The organism is Lelliottia nimipressuralis (assembly GCF_004402045.1).
Lineage (GTDB): Bacteria > Pseudomonadota > Gammaproteobacteria > Enterobacterales > Enterobacteriaceae > Enterobacter > Enterobacter chinensis.
Genome location: NZ_SOMG01000016.1, coordinates 204,234 through 219,514, shown reverse-complemented (window position 1 = coordinate 219,514; position 15,281 = coordinate 204,234). Strand labels below are relative to the sequence as shown.

15 protein-coding genes are annotated in these 15,281 nt (G+C 55.4%); 8 read left to right on the top strand and 7 right to left on the bottom strand.

The window, feature by feature from the left end:
• The 4 genes from kduD to E3U32_RS11175 form a co-directional block, all read right to left on the bottom strand.
• Nucleotides 1–762: a 2-dehydro-3-deoxy-D-gluconate 5-dehydrogenase KduD gene (gene kduD / locus E3U32_RS11190; protein WP_134348843.1), complete on the bottom strand. Its 762-nt coding sequence runs from the start codon at nucleotides 760–762 to the stop codon at nucleotides 1–3.
• A 63-nt stretch (nucleotides 763–825) separates the two neighbouring features.
• Nucleotides 826–1,662 carry a 5-dehydro-4-deoxy-D-glucuronate isomerase gene (gene kduI / locus E3U32_RS11185; RefSeq protein ID WP_134348842.1) on the bottom strand — a complete coding sequence of 279 codons (837 nt, stop codon included), beginning with the start codon at nucleotides 1,660–1,662 and terminating at the stop codon, nucleotides 826–828.
• 236 nt (nucleotides 1,663–1,898) lie between these two features.
• Entirely contained in the window at nucleotides 1,899–3,077 is a 1,179-nt protein-coding gene (locus E3U32_RS11180) for an acetyl-CoA C-acetyltransferase (RefSeq protein WP_134348841.1), read from the bottom strand.
• Nucleotides 3,078–3,170: 93 nt separating this feature from the next.
• On the bottom strand, nucleotides 3,171–4,037 hold the full coding sequence (locus tag E3U32_RS11175; protein ID WP_134348840.1) for a LysR family transcriptional regulator: 867 nt from the start codon (nucleotides 4,035–4,037) through the stop codon (nucleotides 3,171–3,173).
• A gap of 105 nt (nucleotides 4,038–4,142) precedes the next feature.
• On the opposite strand from E3U32_RS11175, the gene E3U32_RS11170 reads away from it, so the two are divergent.
• Nucleotides 4,143–4,604 carry a multidrug/biocide efflux PACE transporter gene (locus tag E3U32_RS11170; protein ID WP_134348922.1) on the top strand — a complete coding sequence of 154 codons (462 nt, stop codon included), beginning with the start codon at nucleotides 4,143–4,145 and terminating at the stop codon, nucleotides 4,602–4,604.
• A gap of 119 nt (nucleotides 4,605–4,723) precedes the next feature.
• Entirely contained in the window at nucleotides 4,724–5,953 is a 1,230-nt protein-coding gene (locus E3U32_RS11165; protein ID WP_134348839.1) for an amino acid permease, read from the top strand.
• 55 nt (nucleotides 5,954–6,008) lie between these two features.
• On the opposite strand, the gene E3U32_RS11160 is transcribed toward E3U32_RS11165, so the two are convergent.
• A complete protein-coding gene (locus tag E3U32_RS11160; RefSeq protein ID WP_021242030.1) occupies nucleotides 6,009–6,461 on the bottom strand; it encodes an Lrp/AsnC family transcriptional regulator in 453 nt (150 codons plus the stop codon).
• Nucleotides 6,462–6,576: 115 nt separating this feature from the next.
• Here E3U32_RS11160 and E3U32_RS11155 point away from each other — a divergent pair, with 115 nt between their 5' ends.
• Nucleotides 6,577–7,188: a LysE family translocator gene (locus E3U32_RS11155; RefSeq protein WP_134348838.1), complete on the top strand. Its 612-nt coding sequence runs from the start codon at nucleotides 6,577–6,579 to the stop codon at nucleotides 7,186–7,188.
• Nucleotides 7,189–7,215: 27 nt separating this feature from the next.
• Here the strand turns inward: E3U32_RS11155 and E3U32_RS11150 are convergent, their stop codons facing one another.
• Nucleotides 7,216–7,488, bottom strand: a complete 273-nt coding sequence (locus E3U32_RS11150) for a GNAT family N-acetyltransferase (RefSeq protein WP_008499687.1) — start codon at nucleotides 7,486–7,488, stop codon at nucleotides 7,216–7,218.
• A gap of 10 nt (nucleotides 7,489–7,498) precedes the next feature.
• Nucleotides 7,499–7,729, bottom strand: a complete 231-nt coding sequence (gene yjdI / locus E3U32_RS11145; RefSeq protein WP_008499689.1) for a 4Fe-4S mono-cluster protein YjdI — start codon at nucleotides 7,727–7,729, stop codon at nucleotides 7,499–7,501.
• Between the two features lie 176 nt (nucleotides 7,730–7,905).
• Here yjdI and E3U32_RS11140 point away from each other — a divergent pair, with 176 nt between their 5' ends.
• From E3U32_RS11140 to E3U32_RS11120, 5 genes are all read left to right on the top strand, one after another.
• Nucleotides 7,906–9,546, top strand: coding sequence for an ATP-binding protein (locus tag E3U32_RS11140; RefSeq protein WP_134348837.1), 1,641 nt, complete (start codon nucleotides 7,906–7,908; stop codon nucleotides 9,544–9,546).
• Nucleotides 9,530–10,225: a response regulator gene (locus E3U32_RS11135; RefSeq protein WP_134348836.1), complete on the top strand. Its 696-nt coding sequence runs from the start codon at nucleotides 9,530–9,532 to the stop codon at nucleotides 10,223–10,225. The genes E3U32_RS11140 and E3U32_RS11135 overlap by 17 nt, the downstream gene beginning before the upstream one ends.
• Nucleotides 10,226–10,393: 168 nt before the next feature.
• Entirely contained in the window at nucleotides 10,394–11,482 is a 1,089-nt protein-coding gene (locus E3U32_RS11130) for an ABC transporter substrate-binding protein (protein ID WP_134348835.1), read from the top strand.
• A gap of 80 nt (nucleotides 11,483–11,562) precedes the next feature.
• Complete coding sequence (locus tag E3U32_RS11125) at nucleotides 11,563–13,332, top strand: ABC transporter permease (RefSeq protein ID WP_134348834.1); 1,770 nt, start codon at nucleotides 11,563–11,565, stop codon at nucleotides 13,330–13,332.
• A complete protein-coding gene (locus tag E3U32_RS11120) occupies nucleotides 13,325–14,395 on the top strand; it encodes an ABC transporter ATP-binding protein (RefSeq protein WP_134348833.1) in 1,071 nt (356 codons plus the stop codon). The genes E3U32_RS11125 and E3U32_RS11120 overlap by 8 nt, the downstream gene beginning before the upstream one ends.
• The last annotated feature ends 886 nt before the right edge of the window (nucleotides 14,396–15,281 follow it).

The window sequence follows — 15,281 nt, the reverse complement described above, 5'->3', positions numbered from 1 at the left end:
TTACCGCGCCAGCCAGCCGCCATCGACCGCCACGGTGTAGCCGTTGATATAGTCCGATGCCGACGAGGCCAGAAAGACCACTGGCCCCATCAGATCGCGCGGTAGGCCCCAGCGCCCTGCCGGAATGCGGTCGAGGATTTCCGCGCTACGCTGCTCGTCTGCGCGCAGCTGCTGCGTGTTGTTGGTCGCCATGTAACCCGGCGCAATGGCATTCACATTGATATTATGTTTCGCCCATTCGTTTGCCAGCAGACGGGTCACGCCCATCACAGCGCTTTTGGACGCGGTGTAAGACGGCACGCGGATGCCGCCCTGGAACGAGAGCATGGAGGCTATATTTACGATCTTGCCGCCTTTCCCCTGGGCAATAAAATGCTTTGCCGCCGCCTGGGACATAAAAAATACGCTCTTGATGTTCAAATCCATCACGTCGTCCCAGTCACGCTCGCTGAAGTTGATCGCATCTTCGCGGCGAATCAGTCCGGCATTGTTCACCAGAATGTCGATATGACCGAATTCAACCACCGCGCGCTCCAGCAGTTCAGGAATGGCGTCGATTTTACGCAGGTCTGCGGTCAGGCTCAGGAAACGGCGGCCAAGAGCCGTCACGCGCTCGATGGTTTCCGTCGGCTCAACGATATTAATCCCGACGATATCGCAGCCCGCTTCCGCCAGGCCTAACGCCATCCCCTGACCCAGCCCGGTGTCACACCCGGAAACCACGGCCACTTTACCCTGCAGAGAGAATGCATCCAGAATCATGTTTGTTCCTTACTCTTTGAGAGCCTGTCACTCACAGGCAGGTTTTTACTTCACCGCCCGCGACTAGCGCAGATCGCTGACCGTAACATGGTCCATGTCATCAAAGACCTGGTTTTCACCCACCATTCCCCAGATAAAGGTATAGGCTTTCGTCCCTACGCCGGAGTGAATGGACCAGCTCGGCGATATGACCGCCTGCTCGTTGTGCATCACGATATGGCGCGTTTCCTGCGGCTGTCCCATCATGTGGAACACGCAGGCGTCTTCGTCCATATTGAAGTAGAAGTAGACTTCCATCCGGCGCTCGTGGGTATGGCACGGCATGGTGTTCCACAGGTTGCCCGGCGCAAGCTCGGTCAACCCCATGCTGAGCTGGCAGGTCTCCAGCACGTCCGGCACGAAGTACTTATTGATGGTGCGGCGGTTGCTGGTGAGGTTGTCGCCAAGCGTCACGGGCGCGACGTCTGCCGGGGTCACTTTTTTGGTTGGACAGGTGACGTGAGCCGGCGCGCAGTTGTAGTAAAACTTCGCAGGCCTGCTGCCGTCGATGCTGGCAAAGACCACGTCTTTCGCGCCTTTACCCACGTACAACGCCTCGCGATGGCCAATCTCATAGCACTGGCCGTCTACGGTGATGGTGCCCGGCCCGCCGATGTTAATTACCCCGAGCTCGCGACGCTCAAGGAAATAACTCACGCCCAGCTGTTTACCGACTTCACCGCCCACGGAGACGGCTTTCGCGACGGGCATAATCCCGCCCACAATAATGCGGTCGATATGGCTATAAACCATGGTGTACTTATCGGCCTCGAACACCTGTTCGACTAAAAACGCATTGCGCAGCCCCTGAGTATCCAGCGTTTTGGCGTGCGCACTGTGGATGCTTTCTCTGACGTCCACGGTAACCTCCAGATGTGGTCATGCCCTAAGGCAGAAATAAACGAAACAGCGTTCCGTTTTTCGTAATAAACACATACTATCGGCATAAAGTGGGCTTTTCAATTATATTTAAAACAACGTTTCATTTTTATTTTTGTTTATAACGAAAATGATGTCCGGATCACGATAAAACCGCCGGGAGAAAAACAGCACGATAAAAAAAACCTCCCGGAGGAGGTTTTTTCAATGAGGAAAGATTAGCGTTCGATGGCCAACGCCACCCCTTGCCCACCGCCTATACAAAGGGTGGCAATCCCTTTACGGGCGTTGCGCTTCTTCATTTCATGGACCAGCGAAACCAGGATTCGGCATCCGGACGCGCCTATAGGATGTCCCAGCGCGATCGCCCCACCGTTAACGTTGACCCGCAGCGGATCCCACTCCAGCATTTTGCCGACCGAAATCGCCTGCGCGGCAAAGGCTTCGTTCACCTCGATCAGATCCACATCAGCAAGCTGCCACCCCGCGCGATCCAGGCAGCGGCGCGTCGCGTAGACCGGCGCGATCCCCATTAAGGCAGGATCAACCCCCACGCTGGCGAAGGCCTTAATGCGCGCTAACACGGGAAGATCGAGTTCGAGGGCTTTGCTTTCGCTCATCATCATGACGGCCGCAGCGCCGTCGTTAATGGAAGAGGCGTTTCCCGCCGTGACCGATCCCTGCGTTTCAAAAGCAGGATTCAGCCTCGCCAGGCCTTCAGCACTGGCGTCGGTGCGCGGTTGTTCATCGGTGTCCACGACCATAACCTCGCCGCTCTGACGCCGGGTGCTGACCGGGACAATTTCGTCGCGAAAACGACCGGAATCAATCGCCGCACGCGCTTTTTGCTGCGAGCTTAGCGCATATGCATCCTGCAATTCACGGCTGATGCCGTACTCGCGCGCCAGGTTTTCCGCCGTCACGCCCATATGGTAGTCGTTGAACGCATCCCACAGTCCGTCATGCACCAGGCTGTCGAGCAGCTGGCTGTTGCCCAGCTGCGCGCCGGTACGGCTGTCGGTCAATACGTGCGGCGCGCGGCTCATATTCTCTTGTCCGCCAGCAATGACCACATCCGCTTCGCCACACTGAATGGCTTGCGTGGCAAGATGCAGCGCTTTTAATCCCGATCCACAGACGTCGTTGATGGTAATAGCGGAGACGGTATTGGGCAGCCCGCCTTTCAGCGCCGCCTGGCGCGCAGGGTTTTGCCCGGCGCCGGCCGTGAGAACCTGTCCCAGGATCACCTCATCCACTTCATGTGCTGCGATCCCGCTGCGTTCCACCAGCGCTTTCACCACCACGCTTCCCAGGTCAACCGCCGAGTGACGCGCAAGCGCTCCCTGAAAACAGCCGATAGCTGTACGCAACGCACCCACTATTACGACATCTTTCATCACGACCTCTGTGTTAAATGACATGACGATAGTAGAGGATTGTTACTGGCAATTATCTTAATTGTTTAAAAATAGTGAGTTTAATCACAAGGTTCAGCGCGCATCCTGCAGATACTGCCGCAGCCAGCTTCCGGCCACGCCGGGAGGGGATCGTTTATTCCACAGCAGATCGATACCGATCGCCCGCGGCCAGCCTGGAACATTGAGCTGTACCAGAGATTTCGCGGCAGCAAATTCATTCACCAGCGCGCACGGTAACACGCACCAGCCAAATCCCTGTACCGCCATACTCAAGAGTAACAGGTAATTCGGTGCTGACCAGACGGGCCCGCGCGCGATCTCAGCCTCGCGCTCAAGATAGGTGCTAAGCCGCAGCTCCCGCCAGCCGTGCAGCTCGTCATGCTGAACGTCATCTTGCTCCGCCAGCGGGTGCGTAGTCGCGACATAGATCGCCATGCGGGTCTGCATCGGCAGCCGGGTGACGCCGATATCGGTGGGGTAGCTGTCCCGCGCTTCCGTCAGACCAATCTGCGCTCGCTCCTTTTGCAGCAGGTCGATCACGTCCTCTTCCTCGCCAATCAGGCATTCGAATTCCGTATGGGGAAAGCGCGCGTCAAACTGTTTCATCATCTCTTCCAGCACGTCCGGGTTGAGGGTATCGGAAAGGACAAACGTCAGACGCGCCTCCGTTTGCGCCGTTAACGACACCGCCAGCTCATCAAGCCGCGTGCTGGCAGCGAGGATGGCCTGCACATAGCCCAGTACCTGTTCCCCCTGGGCCGTTAATACCGGCTGGCGCGCCGAGCGGTCAAACAGATCGAATCCCAGATCGGCTTCAAGATTTGCAATGGACGTGCTGATCGTCGACTGGCTTTTACGCAGTCGGCGTGCGGCAGCCGAAAAAGAACCCGCCGCAACGGTCTCAACAAAGGCGGTAAGGGCTTCGGGTGAATAGCGCATAACCTATCTACTTTAACGATGGATACTATCTTTAATATATCAGCTTTAGCGATGAAAATAGGCTGCATCAACGCCCATACCGGCGAATTAATGAGGTCTATGACTATGCAACATCAGGATGCACTCCAACGTAAACTGCCGGAGCGGATCTTTCACGCTGTCTGTTTCGAAGGGCTCGCGACGGCTATCCTCGCCCCCACGGCGGCGTGGCTTATGCAGCGTTCCGTGGTTGAAATGGGTGGGTTGACCATTATTCTGGCCACCACGGCCATGGTCTGGAACATTATTTATAACTTCGGCTTCGACCGTTTCTGGCCCGTTCAGCGCGTAAAACGAACGGCAAAAGTGCGTGCGCTGCATGCCCTGGGGTTCGAATGCGGGTTCATTGTGATTGGCGTGTCGATTGTCGCCGCCGTGCTGGGCGTCACGCTGCTCCAGGCATTCACACTGGAAATAGGTTTCTTCCTTTTCTTCCTGCCGTACACCATGTTCTACAACTGGGCGTACGATAACCTGCGCGAAAGATTTCTTAAGCGTCGCCAGCAACGACGCGCCCTGGCAGGCTAAATCCCCTCTGGCCGGACGCCCGTTCCGGCCAGAGGCTTTCGAAGCAACTGCGCTCTCCACGCATAACTATGGTAAATTGCACTCCATTCCGATGGTTTGATAGTTGATACGTTGCTCTAATGTCGAAAATTTGGTCAAAAGATGAGACTCTCTGGAGTTTCGCTCTCTACGGCACGGCCGTGGGCGCAGGAACGCTTTTCCTGCCCATTCAGCTGGGCTCTGCAGGCGCTATCGTCCTGTTTATTACCGCCCTTGTGGCTTACCCATTAACCTACTGGCCGCACCGGGCGCTGGCGCAATTTATCCTGTCGTCGAAAACAAAAGGCAATGAAGGGATCACCGGCGCCGTTTCGCACTATTACGGCAGGAAGATTGGTAATCTGATCACCACGCTCTATTTCATCGCCTTCTTTGTGGTGGTGCAGATTTATGCGGTGGCCATCACTAACTCGTTGACGGAACAACTGGCGAAACACCTGACGGTGGATACCACCGTTCGCGTGCTGGTCAGCCTGGGCGTGGTGTTAGTCCTGAATCTGATCTTCCTGATGGGGCGGCATATCACGATAAAAGTGATGGGCTTCCTGGTATTTCCGCTGATTGCCTATTTCCTGTTTGTTTCGCTCTATCTGACCGGCAGCTGGCAACCCTCGCTGCTCACCAGCCAGATGGCCGTCGATCGCCATACGCTGCATCAGGTATGGATTTCAATTCCGGTGATGGTGTTCGCGTTTAGCCACACGCCGATTATCTCAACGTTTGCCGTTGACCGTCGCGAGAAGTTTGCCGACGCCGCCATGGATAAATGCAAGAAAATCATGAAGGTGGCATACCTGATTATCTGCCTGAGCGTGCTGTTCTTTGTCTTCAGCTGCCTGCTCTCTATCCCGCCGTCGTATATTGTGGCTGCCAAAGAGCAAGGGGTAACAATCCTGTCAGCGCTGTCGATGATGCCTTCTTCTCCGGCATGGCTGGGCATTTCCGGGATTATCGTGGCGATTATTGCGATGTCGAAATCGTTCCTCGGCACCTATTTTGGGGTGATTGAAGGGGCAACGGAGATCGTGAAGTCGTCGCTCAATCAGGTGGGCGTGAAAAAAAGCCGCGCCTTTAACCGCGCGATTTCCATTATGGGGGTGTCGTTAATCACCTTTGCCGTCTGCTGCATTAACCCGAACGCCATTTCGATGATTTACGCTATCAGCGGCCCGCTTATCGCCATGATCCTGTTTATCATGCCGACGCTGTCGACGTATCTGATCCCCTCCCTGAAACAGTACCGTTCCATTGGCAACCTGCTGACGCTGATCGTCGGCGTGCTCTGCGTGTCGGTGATGTTTGTAGGCTAATTCCCTTTCCTGCCCGGCGTTCTGCCGGGCAGGCCATTCAGTCCCGGCCTGCTGCTTACAGCGGAAAAGGCCTGTCCTGCACCACCGTTTTCATGACAAGCGTTGAGCGAAGATGCTGCACGCCGGGCATGGCGGAGAGCTTCTCGTCGTAGAGTTTCTGGAAAGCGGAAAGGTCGCGGGTCACGACGTGCATCAGATAATCAGGATCGCCAAATAAACGCTGGGCCAGCACGATCTGCGGGATCTCTTCCACTGCCTCTTCAAACGCGCTAACCGCCTTGCGGTCACCCTCTTTCAGCGTCGCGAACACTATCGCGAGGAAGTTAAACCCCATTTTGGCGGGGTCGAGGCTGGCCCGGTATCCCGTTATGGCCCCGCTTTGCTCCAGCGCCCGCACGCGACGATGGCACGGCGAGAGGCTCAGATTCACCCGCTCAGCCAGCTCGGTAAGCGACAGGCGGCCGTCAGACTGCAGTTCAGCAAGAATTTTTCGATCGATGCTATCCATGTGGAAGATTTTCTCATTTTTACCGTGTTATGAGCATAACATTGAAAGCCTATTTCGCAGGGTTAGCGATATTCTTTTTCGCAACGTTTGACGCACTGCGGGAGTTTTCTGGACGATGGAAATGAGTATTGTGGCCGGCTTTTGGGTGGTTTCCTTTCTGCTCATCATGACCCCTGGCGCCGACTGGGCCTACGCTATTAGCGCCGGGATTAACGGCCGCCGCGTGGTCCCGGCGGTTATGGGGCTGATGTCCGGGCATCTGTTAGCCACGTTGATTGTGGTGGCGGGCGTAGGGGTATTGATTGCTCAGCATCCGCTGGCGTTAGCGGGGCTGACCGTAGCGGGAGCCCTGTATCTTCTGTGGCTTGGCATCACGTTGCTGCGTCACCCGGCCGCACCGGAAAAGGCTACCCGCCATACGGGAAACTGGACGCAGTGGGCGGTGAAAGGGCTCTGCATCAGCGGCCTAAACCCGAAAGTTTTTTTGCTGTTCCTGGCCCTGCTTCCGCAATTTACAGACCCAACCGGAAGCTGGTCGCTAGCGATGCAGATGTCTGCGCTTGGGATGATGCATCTTATCACCTGTACCCTGGTGTACCTGCTGGTGGGGTATGGTTCGAAAGCGGTGCTGGCAACCCGGCCACAGGCGGCGCGTCTGGTAAGCAGGGCCTCGGGAGGGTTGATGGTGGTGATAGCGTTGGTTTTGCTGTTTGAGCAGGTGAGATAAAAAAACACCGGCCATCGCCGGTGTTAGTTACGCCCGAATATCGTCATATTCACGCGTTTTATCAAATTCATGTTTCGCGAACGGACACAGCGGGATAATTTTACGGTTCTCACCGCGCATCTTCTCCACCACTTTCGCCACCAGCTGTTTACCGACGCCCTGCCCTTTCAGGCTCTCATCCACATCGGTATGTTCAATGATGCTCAGGTGCTCGCCGGTCGGCACGAAGACAATCTCCGCGACCTGATTGCCGTTCGCATCATTCACGTAAAACTTATTATGGCCTTCCAGAATATCCATGGTTCCTCGCTTATTTTTGGCGATACTTCAGCGCACCGCTCGGGCAGGTATCAATCACGCGTACAACCGTTTCAACGTCCACTTCATCGGGAATAATCCACGGCTTACGTTTCAGATTAAACAGCTTTGCGCTCCCACGCACGCAGTTACCTGAGTGTTTGCAGATCCCGGTGTTGAAGTAAACGTCAATTTTCTCGCCGGTATAGGCCCGGTAACCCGCATCCAGTAGTTCTTTATCCATGACATTGCCTCTGTAATTATTATCGTGCTGAATGAAGCATAGCCTTACGGGATCCTGATGGCTATAACACCGAAAACGAAAAGCCAGGTCACAACTCTTTTCTCGCCAGATTGCGTCCGCTATGAGCCCATGTCAGGCTCCGCAAATGTCTCACTTATATGGCTACCGCAGGTTGAATGAAACGCAGACTCTCTTTTCAGGTAAAGCTGTTTTTAGCGCTGGTGTGCTTCTCCTGCCTGCTGTTAGTTCTGCTGGGAACGATCCTGTTTCATTTTATTGACCGGCAGCTTCATCACGATCTCGGCCAGCGCGCCCGGGTTCAGGCCAGCCAGATCGCGCTGATGCCGGGCCTGGCGGCAATGGTAGCGGCCAGAGATATTCCGGGGATAGCTCGGTTAATTCAGCCGCTGCGAGCCGAAAGCGATGCCAGCTATATCGTAATTGGCGATACGCAGGAGCAGCACCTTTATCATTCAGAATCACCAGAGCGCATAAATTTACCGATGATCGGTGGGGATAATGCGGAGGTGTTAAAAGGCAAAACCATTATTTCCGTACGTCAGGGCGGGATCGGCGTGTCGCTGCGCAGCAAAGCGCCCATCTTCAACGCACAGCATCAGGTGATTGGCATTGTCTCGGTCGGCTATCTGACGTCGTATATTGCCAATATTAACGCCCGCATACTTTGGCAGTCCGGGCTGTACGGCGTTGCGCTTCTGCTGCTGCTGTTTATTTTCTCCTGGCTGTTTACCCGCAATTTAAAAAAACAGATGTTCCGACTTGAGCCGAAGGATATCGCTCAGCTGGTTTTGCAGCAAAGAGCGCTACTGGAAGCCATGTATGAAGGGGTATTTGCCGTCAATCAAGAGAAGCAGCTGATTTTAATTAACCGAGCCGCACGCGAGATGCTGGATATTCGGCAAAGTGAGAAAGACCTTATCGGCAAACCGCTGGAAGACGTTCTGCAGACGTCGCCGGGGTTTTTATCCCAGCGCTACGCCTCGGTGAGCGCTGGCAGCCACGACCAGATTGCCGTGCTGAACCAGCGGGAGGTGATCGTCAACCGCGTCGCGATTGAGGTCGAGCCCGGCGTTGAAAGCGGTTGGGTGTATAGCTTTCGCGACAAAAATGACATTAACACGCTCAGCAGCCAGCTTAGTCAGATCAAACGCTATGCGGATAACCTGCGCATTATGCGCCACGAACAGCTGAACTGGACCGCCACGCTGGTGGGGTTGCTGCAGATGAAACACTATGACGAGGCGATCCGCTACATCCAGGTTCAGTCAGAAGGCGCACAGCGCGTGCTGGACTTTGTCTCTGCCCGCTTTGTCTCCCCGGCGCTGTGCGGGCTGCTGCTGGGAAAATACGTCAGCGCGCGTGAAAAAGGTATTGAGCTGCTGTTTGATCCCGCCTGCCAGCTCACCCGCATGCCAGCCGCGCTTAATGAAACCGAGCTGATGTCTGTGATTGGTAATTTGCTGGATAACGCCGTGGATGCGACCCTCAACGCACCGGTCCCCGCGCCGGTAGAACTCTACATTTCTGACCGCAATCAGGAGCTGTTGATAGAGGTGGCCGACAGAGGCTGCGGTGTGGACGATGCGATGAAGCCGCATATTTTTCGTCAGGGGTTCAGCAGCAAGCCGGAACGTGAAAACGACATTGTGGGTACAGAGCACGGTATTGGCCTGTTTCTGGTGGCAGGATATATCGATAAGGCCGGCGGCAGTATTGAGATTGCCGACAACACGCCACAAGGGACTATTTTTTCTGTGTTTATTCCGAATGGGCTAAAGCATGACCCGAGCACTTGATGTTGTGATCGTTGAGGATGAGCCGCACCTGGCGGAGCTGCATCGCGAGTATATCGAGCAGAATTTTCATTTGCGCGTGGTGGGCATCGCCGCGTCAATCGAACAGGCGCACAGCCTGATCCGCCAATATCAGCCGCGGCTTATCCTGTTGGATAACTATCTCCCGGACGGCAAGGGAGTGGAGTTAATCGATAACCCGCTGCTGAAAAGCTATGAATGCTCGGTGATCTTCATCACCGCCGCCAGCGATATGCAAACCTGCAGCCATGCCATGCGCAGCGGCGCGTTTGACTACCTGATTAAGCCCGTCTTTTTCCAGCGTCTGCACGCCTCGCTGGAGCGGTTTATGCGCTTCATCCACACCGTGCAGCAGGTGAAGGTGGTCGATCAGCATGCGCTGGATCGCTTGTTTAACCTGCCTGCCGCGGAATCCTCGCTTACGCCGTCGACGAAGGGCATTGAGCCCCAGACGCTGGAGCGGATTAAACGCCTGTTCGCCGACCGTCCAGACAGTGCGATGTCGGTTGAAGAGGTGGTGGAAAGCGTGGGGATTAGCAAAACCACGGGGCGTCGCTATCTTGAGTACTGCGTGGAGAGCGGGTTAATCAGCATCGAAATGCTGTATGGCAATATTGGTCATCCGCGAAGGTTATACCGCAAAGCCCCCGATAAACCGTAATCCGAAACCGTTCACAGGCTAACGTTCGCGGATTTTATGGTGTTAATTGCTGAAACGACGGCGACAATCACACTTCGGAACCATTACCCGCTCCCCCCTATTGTGGGTGGAGCCCACTGCGCTATGTTGACAATTAGTTCCTCAAATGTAACTAAAAGGTTAACTATAATGTCGAACACATTCCGAATTTCTCTGATTACCGCTACTGTACTGTTCTCTGCTTCTGCACTGTCTGCCTTGCCGCAGGGCTATCCTGCTGAGTATCAAAAAGTTGTCGATGCCGCGACAAAAGAGGGCAAGGTTGTTATTTACTCTACCACCGACATCAAAGCGGCCGGACCGCTGATCCAGGGCTTCGAAAAAACCTACCCGGGCATTAAAGTTGAATACAACGACATGAACAGCACCGAGCTGTACAACCGTTTCATCAGCGAACAGGCCTCCGGTGGCGTGAGCGGCGACGTGGTCTGGAGCTCCTCTATGGACACCGGGCTGAAGCTCGCCACCGACTATGCCATGGAGTACAAATCTCCGGAGCAAAGCCAGCTGCCGAAATGGGCGGTCTGGAAAGATAAGGCCTACGGCACCACCTATGAGCCGGTGGTCTTTATCTACAACAAGCGTCTGATCCCGGCCGGCGACGTACCGGATTCTCACGCCGCGCTGGCAAAACTGATTGCCAGCCAGACGGACAAATTCAAGGGTAAAGTCACTACCTACGATATCGAAAAATCGGGTCTGGGCTTTATGCTCTCGGTCCAGGATCACAACGCCGATCCTAATTACTTTAAAACCCTGGCCGACGTCGCCAAAGGTGGCTTATCGGTGCAGTCGTCTACCGGTACCATGATGGAGCGCGTCTCCTCCGGGGAAAACCTGATCGGCTTCAATATCCTCGGATCCTATGCTGAGGCGCGTGCGAAGAACGATCCGTCGCTCGGCATCTCCTATCCAAAAGATTACACCCTGGTGCTGTCGCGCGTGTCGTTCATCAGCCAGCAATCGCAAAACAGCAATGCGGCAAAACTGTGGCTGGACTATGTGCTGTCTGAACAAGGGCAAAACATTCTGGCCAATCAGGCGGACATTCCGTCGATTCGTAACGATATCGAAGGGAAAAATGATATCGACGGCCTGACCAAAATCCTCGGCAACGCGCTGAAGCCGATCCCGGTTGATGAAACACTCCTGGAATACCTGCAGCCGAAAAAACGCCTGGAGTATATCAAAGAGTGGCGTACCGCCGCCGGCAAATAAGCGTCTGAGCGCGGCGCAGGCCGCCGCGCTCCCTTATCGACTGAGTTCGTTTTTCTGGGCTGCAATACCAGGGATACCCCATGAATACATTACGCAGAAAGTGGCAAAGCCTGCCGCGAGGCATCGTCGTGCTGATAACCGCCCTGGTTATCTACACGCCGCTGTCGTTTATCGTGATACAGAGCTTCCTGTCCGCCCCGTTCTTTTCTCCGTCAAAAGAGTGGAGCTTTGAATCATTTGACTTTATTTTCACCGATCCTGACTTTTATAAGGCCCTGAAAAGCGGCTTTATTCTGGCCTTCGGACTGGTGTTTATCTCTATCCCGCTGGGCGGCGTGCTGGCGTTTCTGATGGTGCGTACCGACCTGCCCGGTCGCCGGTTGATTGAGCCGCTGATCCTGGTCCCGATTTTCGTTTCACCGATGGTGTTAGGCTTCGGCTACGTGGTAGCCGCCGGTCCGGTGGGCTTTCTCTCCCAGTGGGCTGAGGCGCTGATTGGCTTTGTGCCGTGGAATATCTACGACATGTCGAGCATTGTGGTCATTGCCGGCCTGACGCACGTCCCGCACGCCTATCTGTATATCTCGTCAGCGCTGCGCAGCGTAGGCTCCGATGTGGAAGAGGCCGCGCGCACCGCGGGGGCGTCTCCCTGGCAGGTGATGACCTCCGTCAGCCTGCCGATGGTGCGCCCGTCAATCCTGTACGCCACCGTGCTGCTGTTCTTCCTCGGGCTGGAAGTGTTCGGCCTGATGCTTGTGCTCGGCGACCCGGAAGGCAACATGGTGCTGGCGACCTATCTCTATAAGCTGACGAACAAGATGGGTACCCCATCCTATAACCTGATGGCGGCGGTTGCCGTGGTGCTGATCTGCATCACCATCCCGCTGGTGATGCTCCAGCGTCGCCTGATGCGCACCGCCAACCGCTTCGTCACCATGAAAGGAAAGGCCTCCCAGGCTCGCGCGTTACCACTGGGTAAATGGCGCTGGGTGGCTGGCGGAGTGATTGCCTTCTGGCTCACCGTGACTATCGGCGTTCCGCTGCTCGGGGTGGTATTGCGCGCGTTTATCTCCAACTGGGGCGTGGGCGTTTCGCTGTGGGATGAACTTTCGCTGAATACCTTCCGCACCATCTGGTCCCAGCCCAACCTGCTGCGCGCCATCGTCAACTCCATGGCGATTGGGGTGATTGGCGGTGCGCTGGCGGTGGCCTGCTACCTCTTTGTCGGCATTGCCATGCACCGCAAGCCGGACAACACCACGCGTTTCCTGGACTACAGCGTGCTGGTGCCGCGCGCCGTGCCTGGCCTGCTGGCGGGTCTGGCATTCCTGTGGGTGTTCCTGTTCCTGCCGATGTGGCTCGATAACTCGCTGAAATCAGGCTGGCTTTCCGGGTTCGCCTGGACCGACTGGATGCGAGAAAACGTCATCGTCTGGCTGCGCTCGCTTCGCAGCACCATTTTCAGCGTCTGGCTGGCCTATACCGTGGTGTGGATGGCCTACGGATTGAGGCTCATCTCTTCCACGCTGTTACAGGTGGGGCCGGAGCTTGAAGAGGCAGCGCGCAGCACCGGGGCGACGCGCGGGCAGATCACCCGCCACGTCACCATTCCGCTCTCCCGCTACGGTCTTATCGGTTCGTGGCTGCTGATGTTCCTGATCTTTGAACGCGAATACTCAACGGGTGTGTACCTGCTTTCACCCGGCACGGAGACCATCGGCTCGATGCTGGTTTCCCTCTGGGCCGCGGGTGCCATCGATATTGTAGCGGCGCTCTCTTTCATTAACATCCTGCTGGTCGTGGTGGGTCTGGGCATTGCCCTTCGTTTCGGAGTGAAAATACATGATTGAATTAGCGGTTGACGATCTGCACTTAACCTACGGCGACAATCCTGTTTTAAAAGGTGTCTCCATGAACCTGAAGCGCGGCGAAGTGGTCTCCCTGTTAGGCCCCTCCGGCAGCGGCAAAACCACCCTGCTGCGCGCGGTAGCAGGGCTGGAAAAACCAACCCAGGGCTCGATTGTCATTGGTAAAAATAAAGTTTTCGACGGCACGCCGCGCAGCGAGATCCCGGCGGAAGAGCGCAACCTGGGGCTGGTGTTCCAGTCCTATGCCCTGTGGCCGCACAAAACCGTTTTTGAAAATGTGGCCTATCCGCTCAAGCTGCGCAAAGTGCCGGCCAAAGAGCTCCAGCAGCGCGTGCAGGACGTGCTGGACCAGCTTGGTCTGGGCCATCTTGGCAAACGCCATCCGCACCAGCTCTCCGGTGGACAGCAGCAGCGCGTGGCGATTGGCCGTGCGCTGGTGTACAACCCGCCGGTGATTTTGCTGGACGAGCCGCTTTCAAACCTCGATGCCAAGCTGCGCGAAGAGGCCCGCGTGTTCCTGCGCGAGCTGATTATCAAACTCGGGTTATCTGCGCTGATGGTGACGCACGACCAGAACGAAGCGATGTCCATTTCCGACCGCATCCTGCTGCTTAACAACGGCAAAATTGAGCAACAGGGCACGCCGCAGGAGATGTACGGCTCGCCGAAAACGCTGTTTACCGCCGAGTTTATGGGCAGTAACAACCGCCTGCACGGCAAGGTCACCGAAGTACGCGACGGCAAAGCGCGCATCGAGGGGAAAGGCTGGGTGCTGTGGGGCCAGGCCGGTGAAGGGGTGCAGAGCGGAGATGAAGCCACGGCGGTGATCCGCGTCGAGCGCGTGGCGGTGGTTGAGGGGCCTGGGGAAAATCAGCTTGAGCTGCCGCTGCTCACCAGCATGTATCTCGGTGACCGCTGGGAATACCTGTTCCGCACGGCGGGGGATGATTTTGTCATCCGCGCGTATGGGCATGAGGTTCGGGATCCGCAGCATTGCCATCTTTCGCTGCCTGAGAAATATGTTTGGGTGTTCCCTAAAAACTGATAGCAAAGGCTGCGTAATGCAGCCTTTTTTACGTTAGAAAACAAGAACACTGAATCAAAGCTCCACTCTTTTTATAATACATTTAGCGATCGGCCTGGGGAGCAATACCCCCCCTTTTCTTTGGGATAAGACGTTTCAGCAGTGACCAGATGTGACTTCGAATGGACTGACCCCGCCCAGGGTTAGTAAAGGCCTCTTAGCGCCATAGTATGGCCAGATATCTGGGTTGTGAGTCAGCGGGCTGAGAAACATTGCTAATTTAAAGAGCCAGGCACTCTAGCGTTAAGGTAGAGCAACTGGTCGAATTCCCGATCAGTGCGAACGTTCACCAGACGAAATTGCCCTCTGTTGTGCTGGCGTACTCAGCTGAAACATATCCGGCATCGCGTTCGCTGAGGTACGCGCCGGAGTTGTTTCTACCCCAACAATTACATTTCGTCTTCATGGCATGTTGTAGTTCCTTTTGGAACTCTGAGTATGATCCCCGCGATTATGTCGAACAAGAAACGTCGGTAGTTTATCATCGTGTCACATTCTGCTCCTGCAGTGATTAACGGAGATGCAGATACCGCTCGAATTCATTCGGTAAAATCTTGATAGTGGGGGTGATATCCCGCTGCCCTGTGGAACGTTTTTACTTGCTGTCCGAAAGAGACCATCATCAATATGTGCGGCCTGGATGATTTTCTTCTGCAGAACCCGGATAATCTGGAATGATGGCGGTACAGCTTGCGGGGTTATAAATGCCGGGCTGGTTCCTGTTAATATTTACCTCCCCACTTAACCGGATGTTATCGCAAAACGATTCATCCGCAACAATACATCCATCCACAATTATTAACATGAAACCACAATATAAAACCCGCATACTCAAATGACACCATTT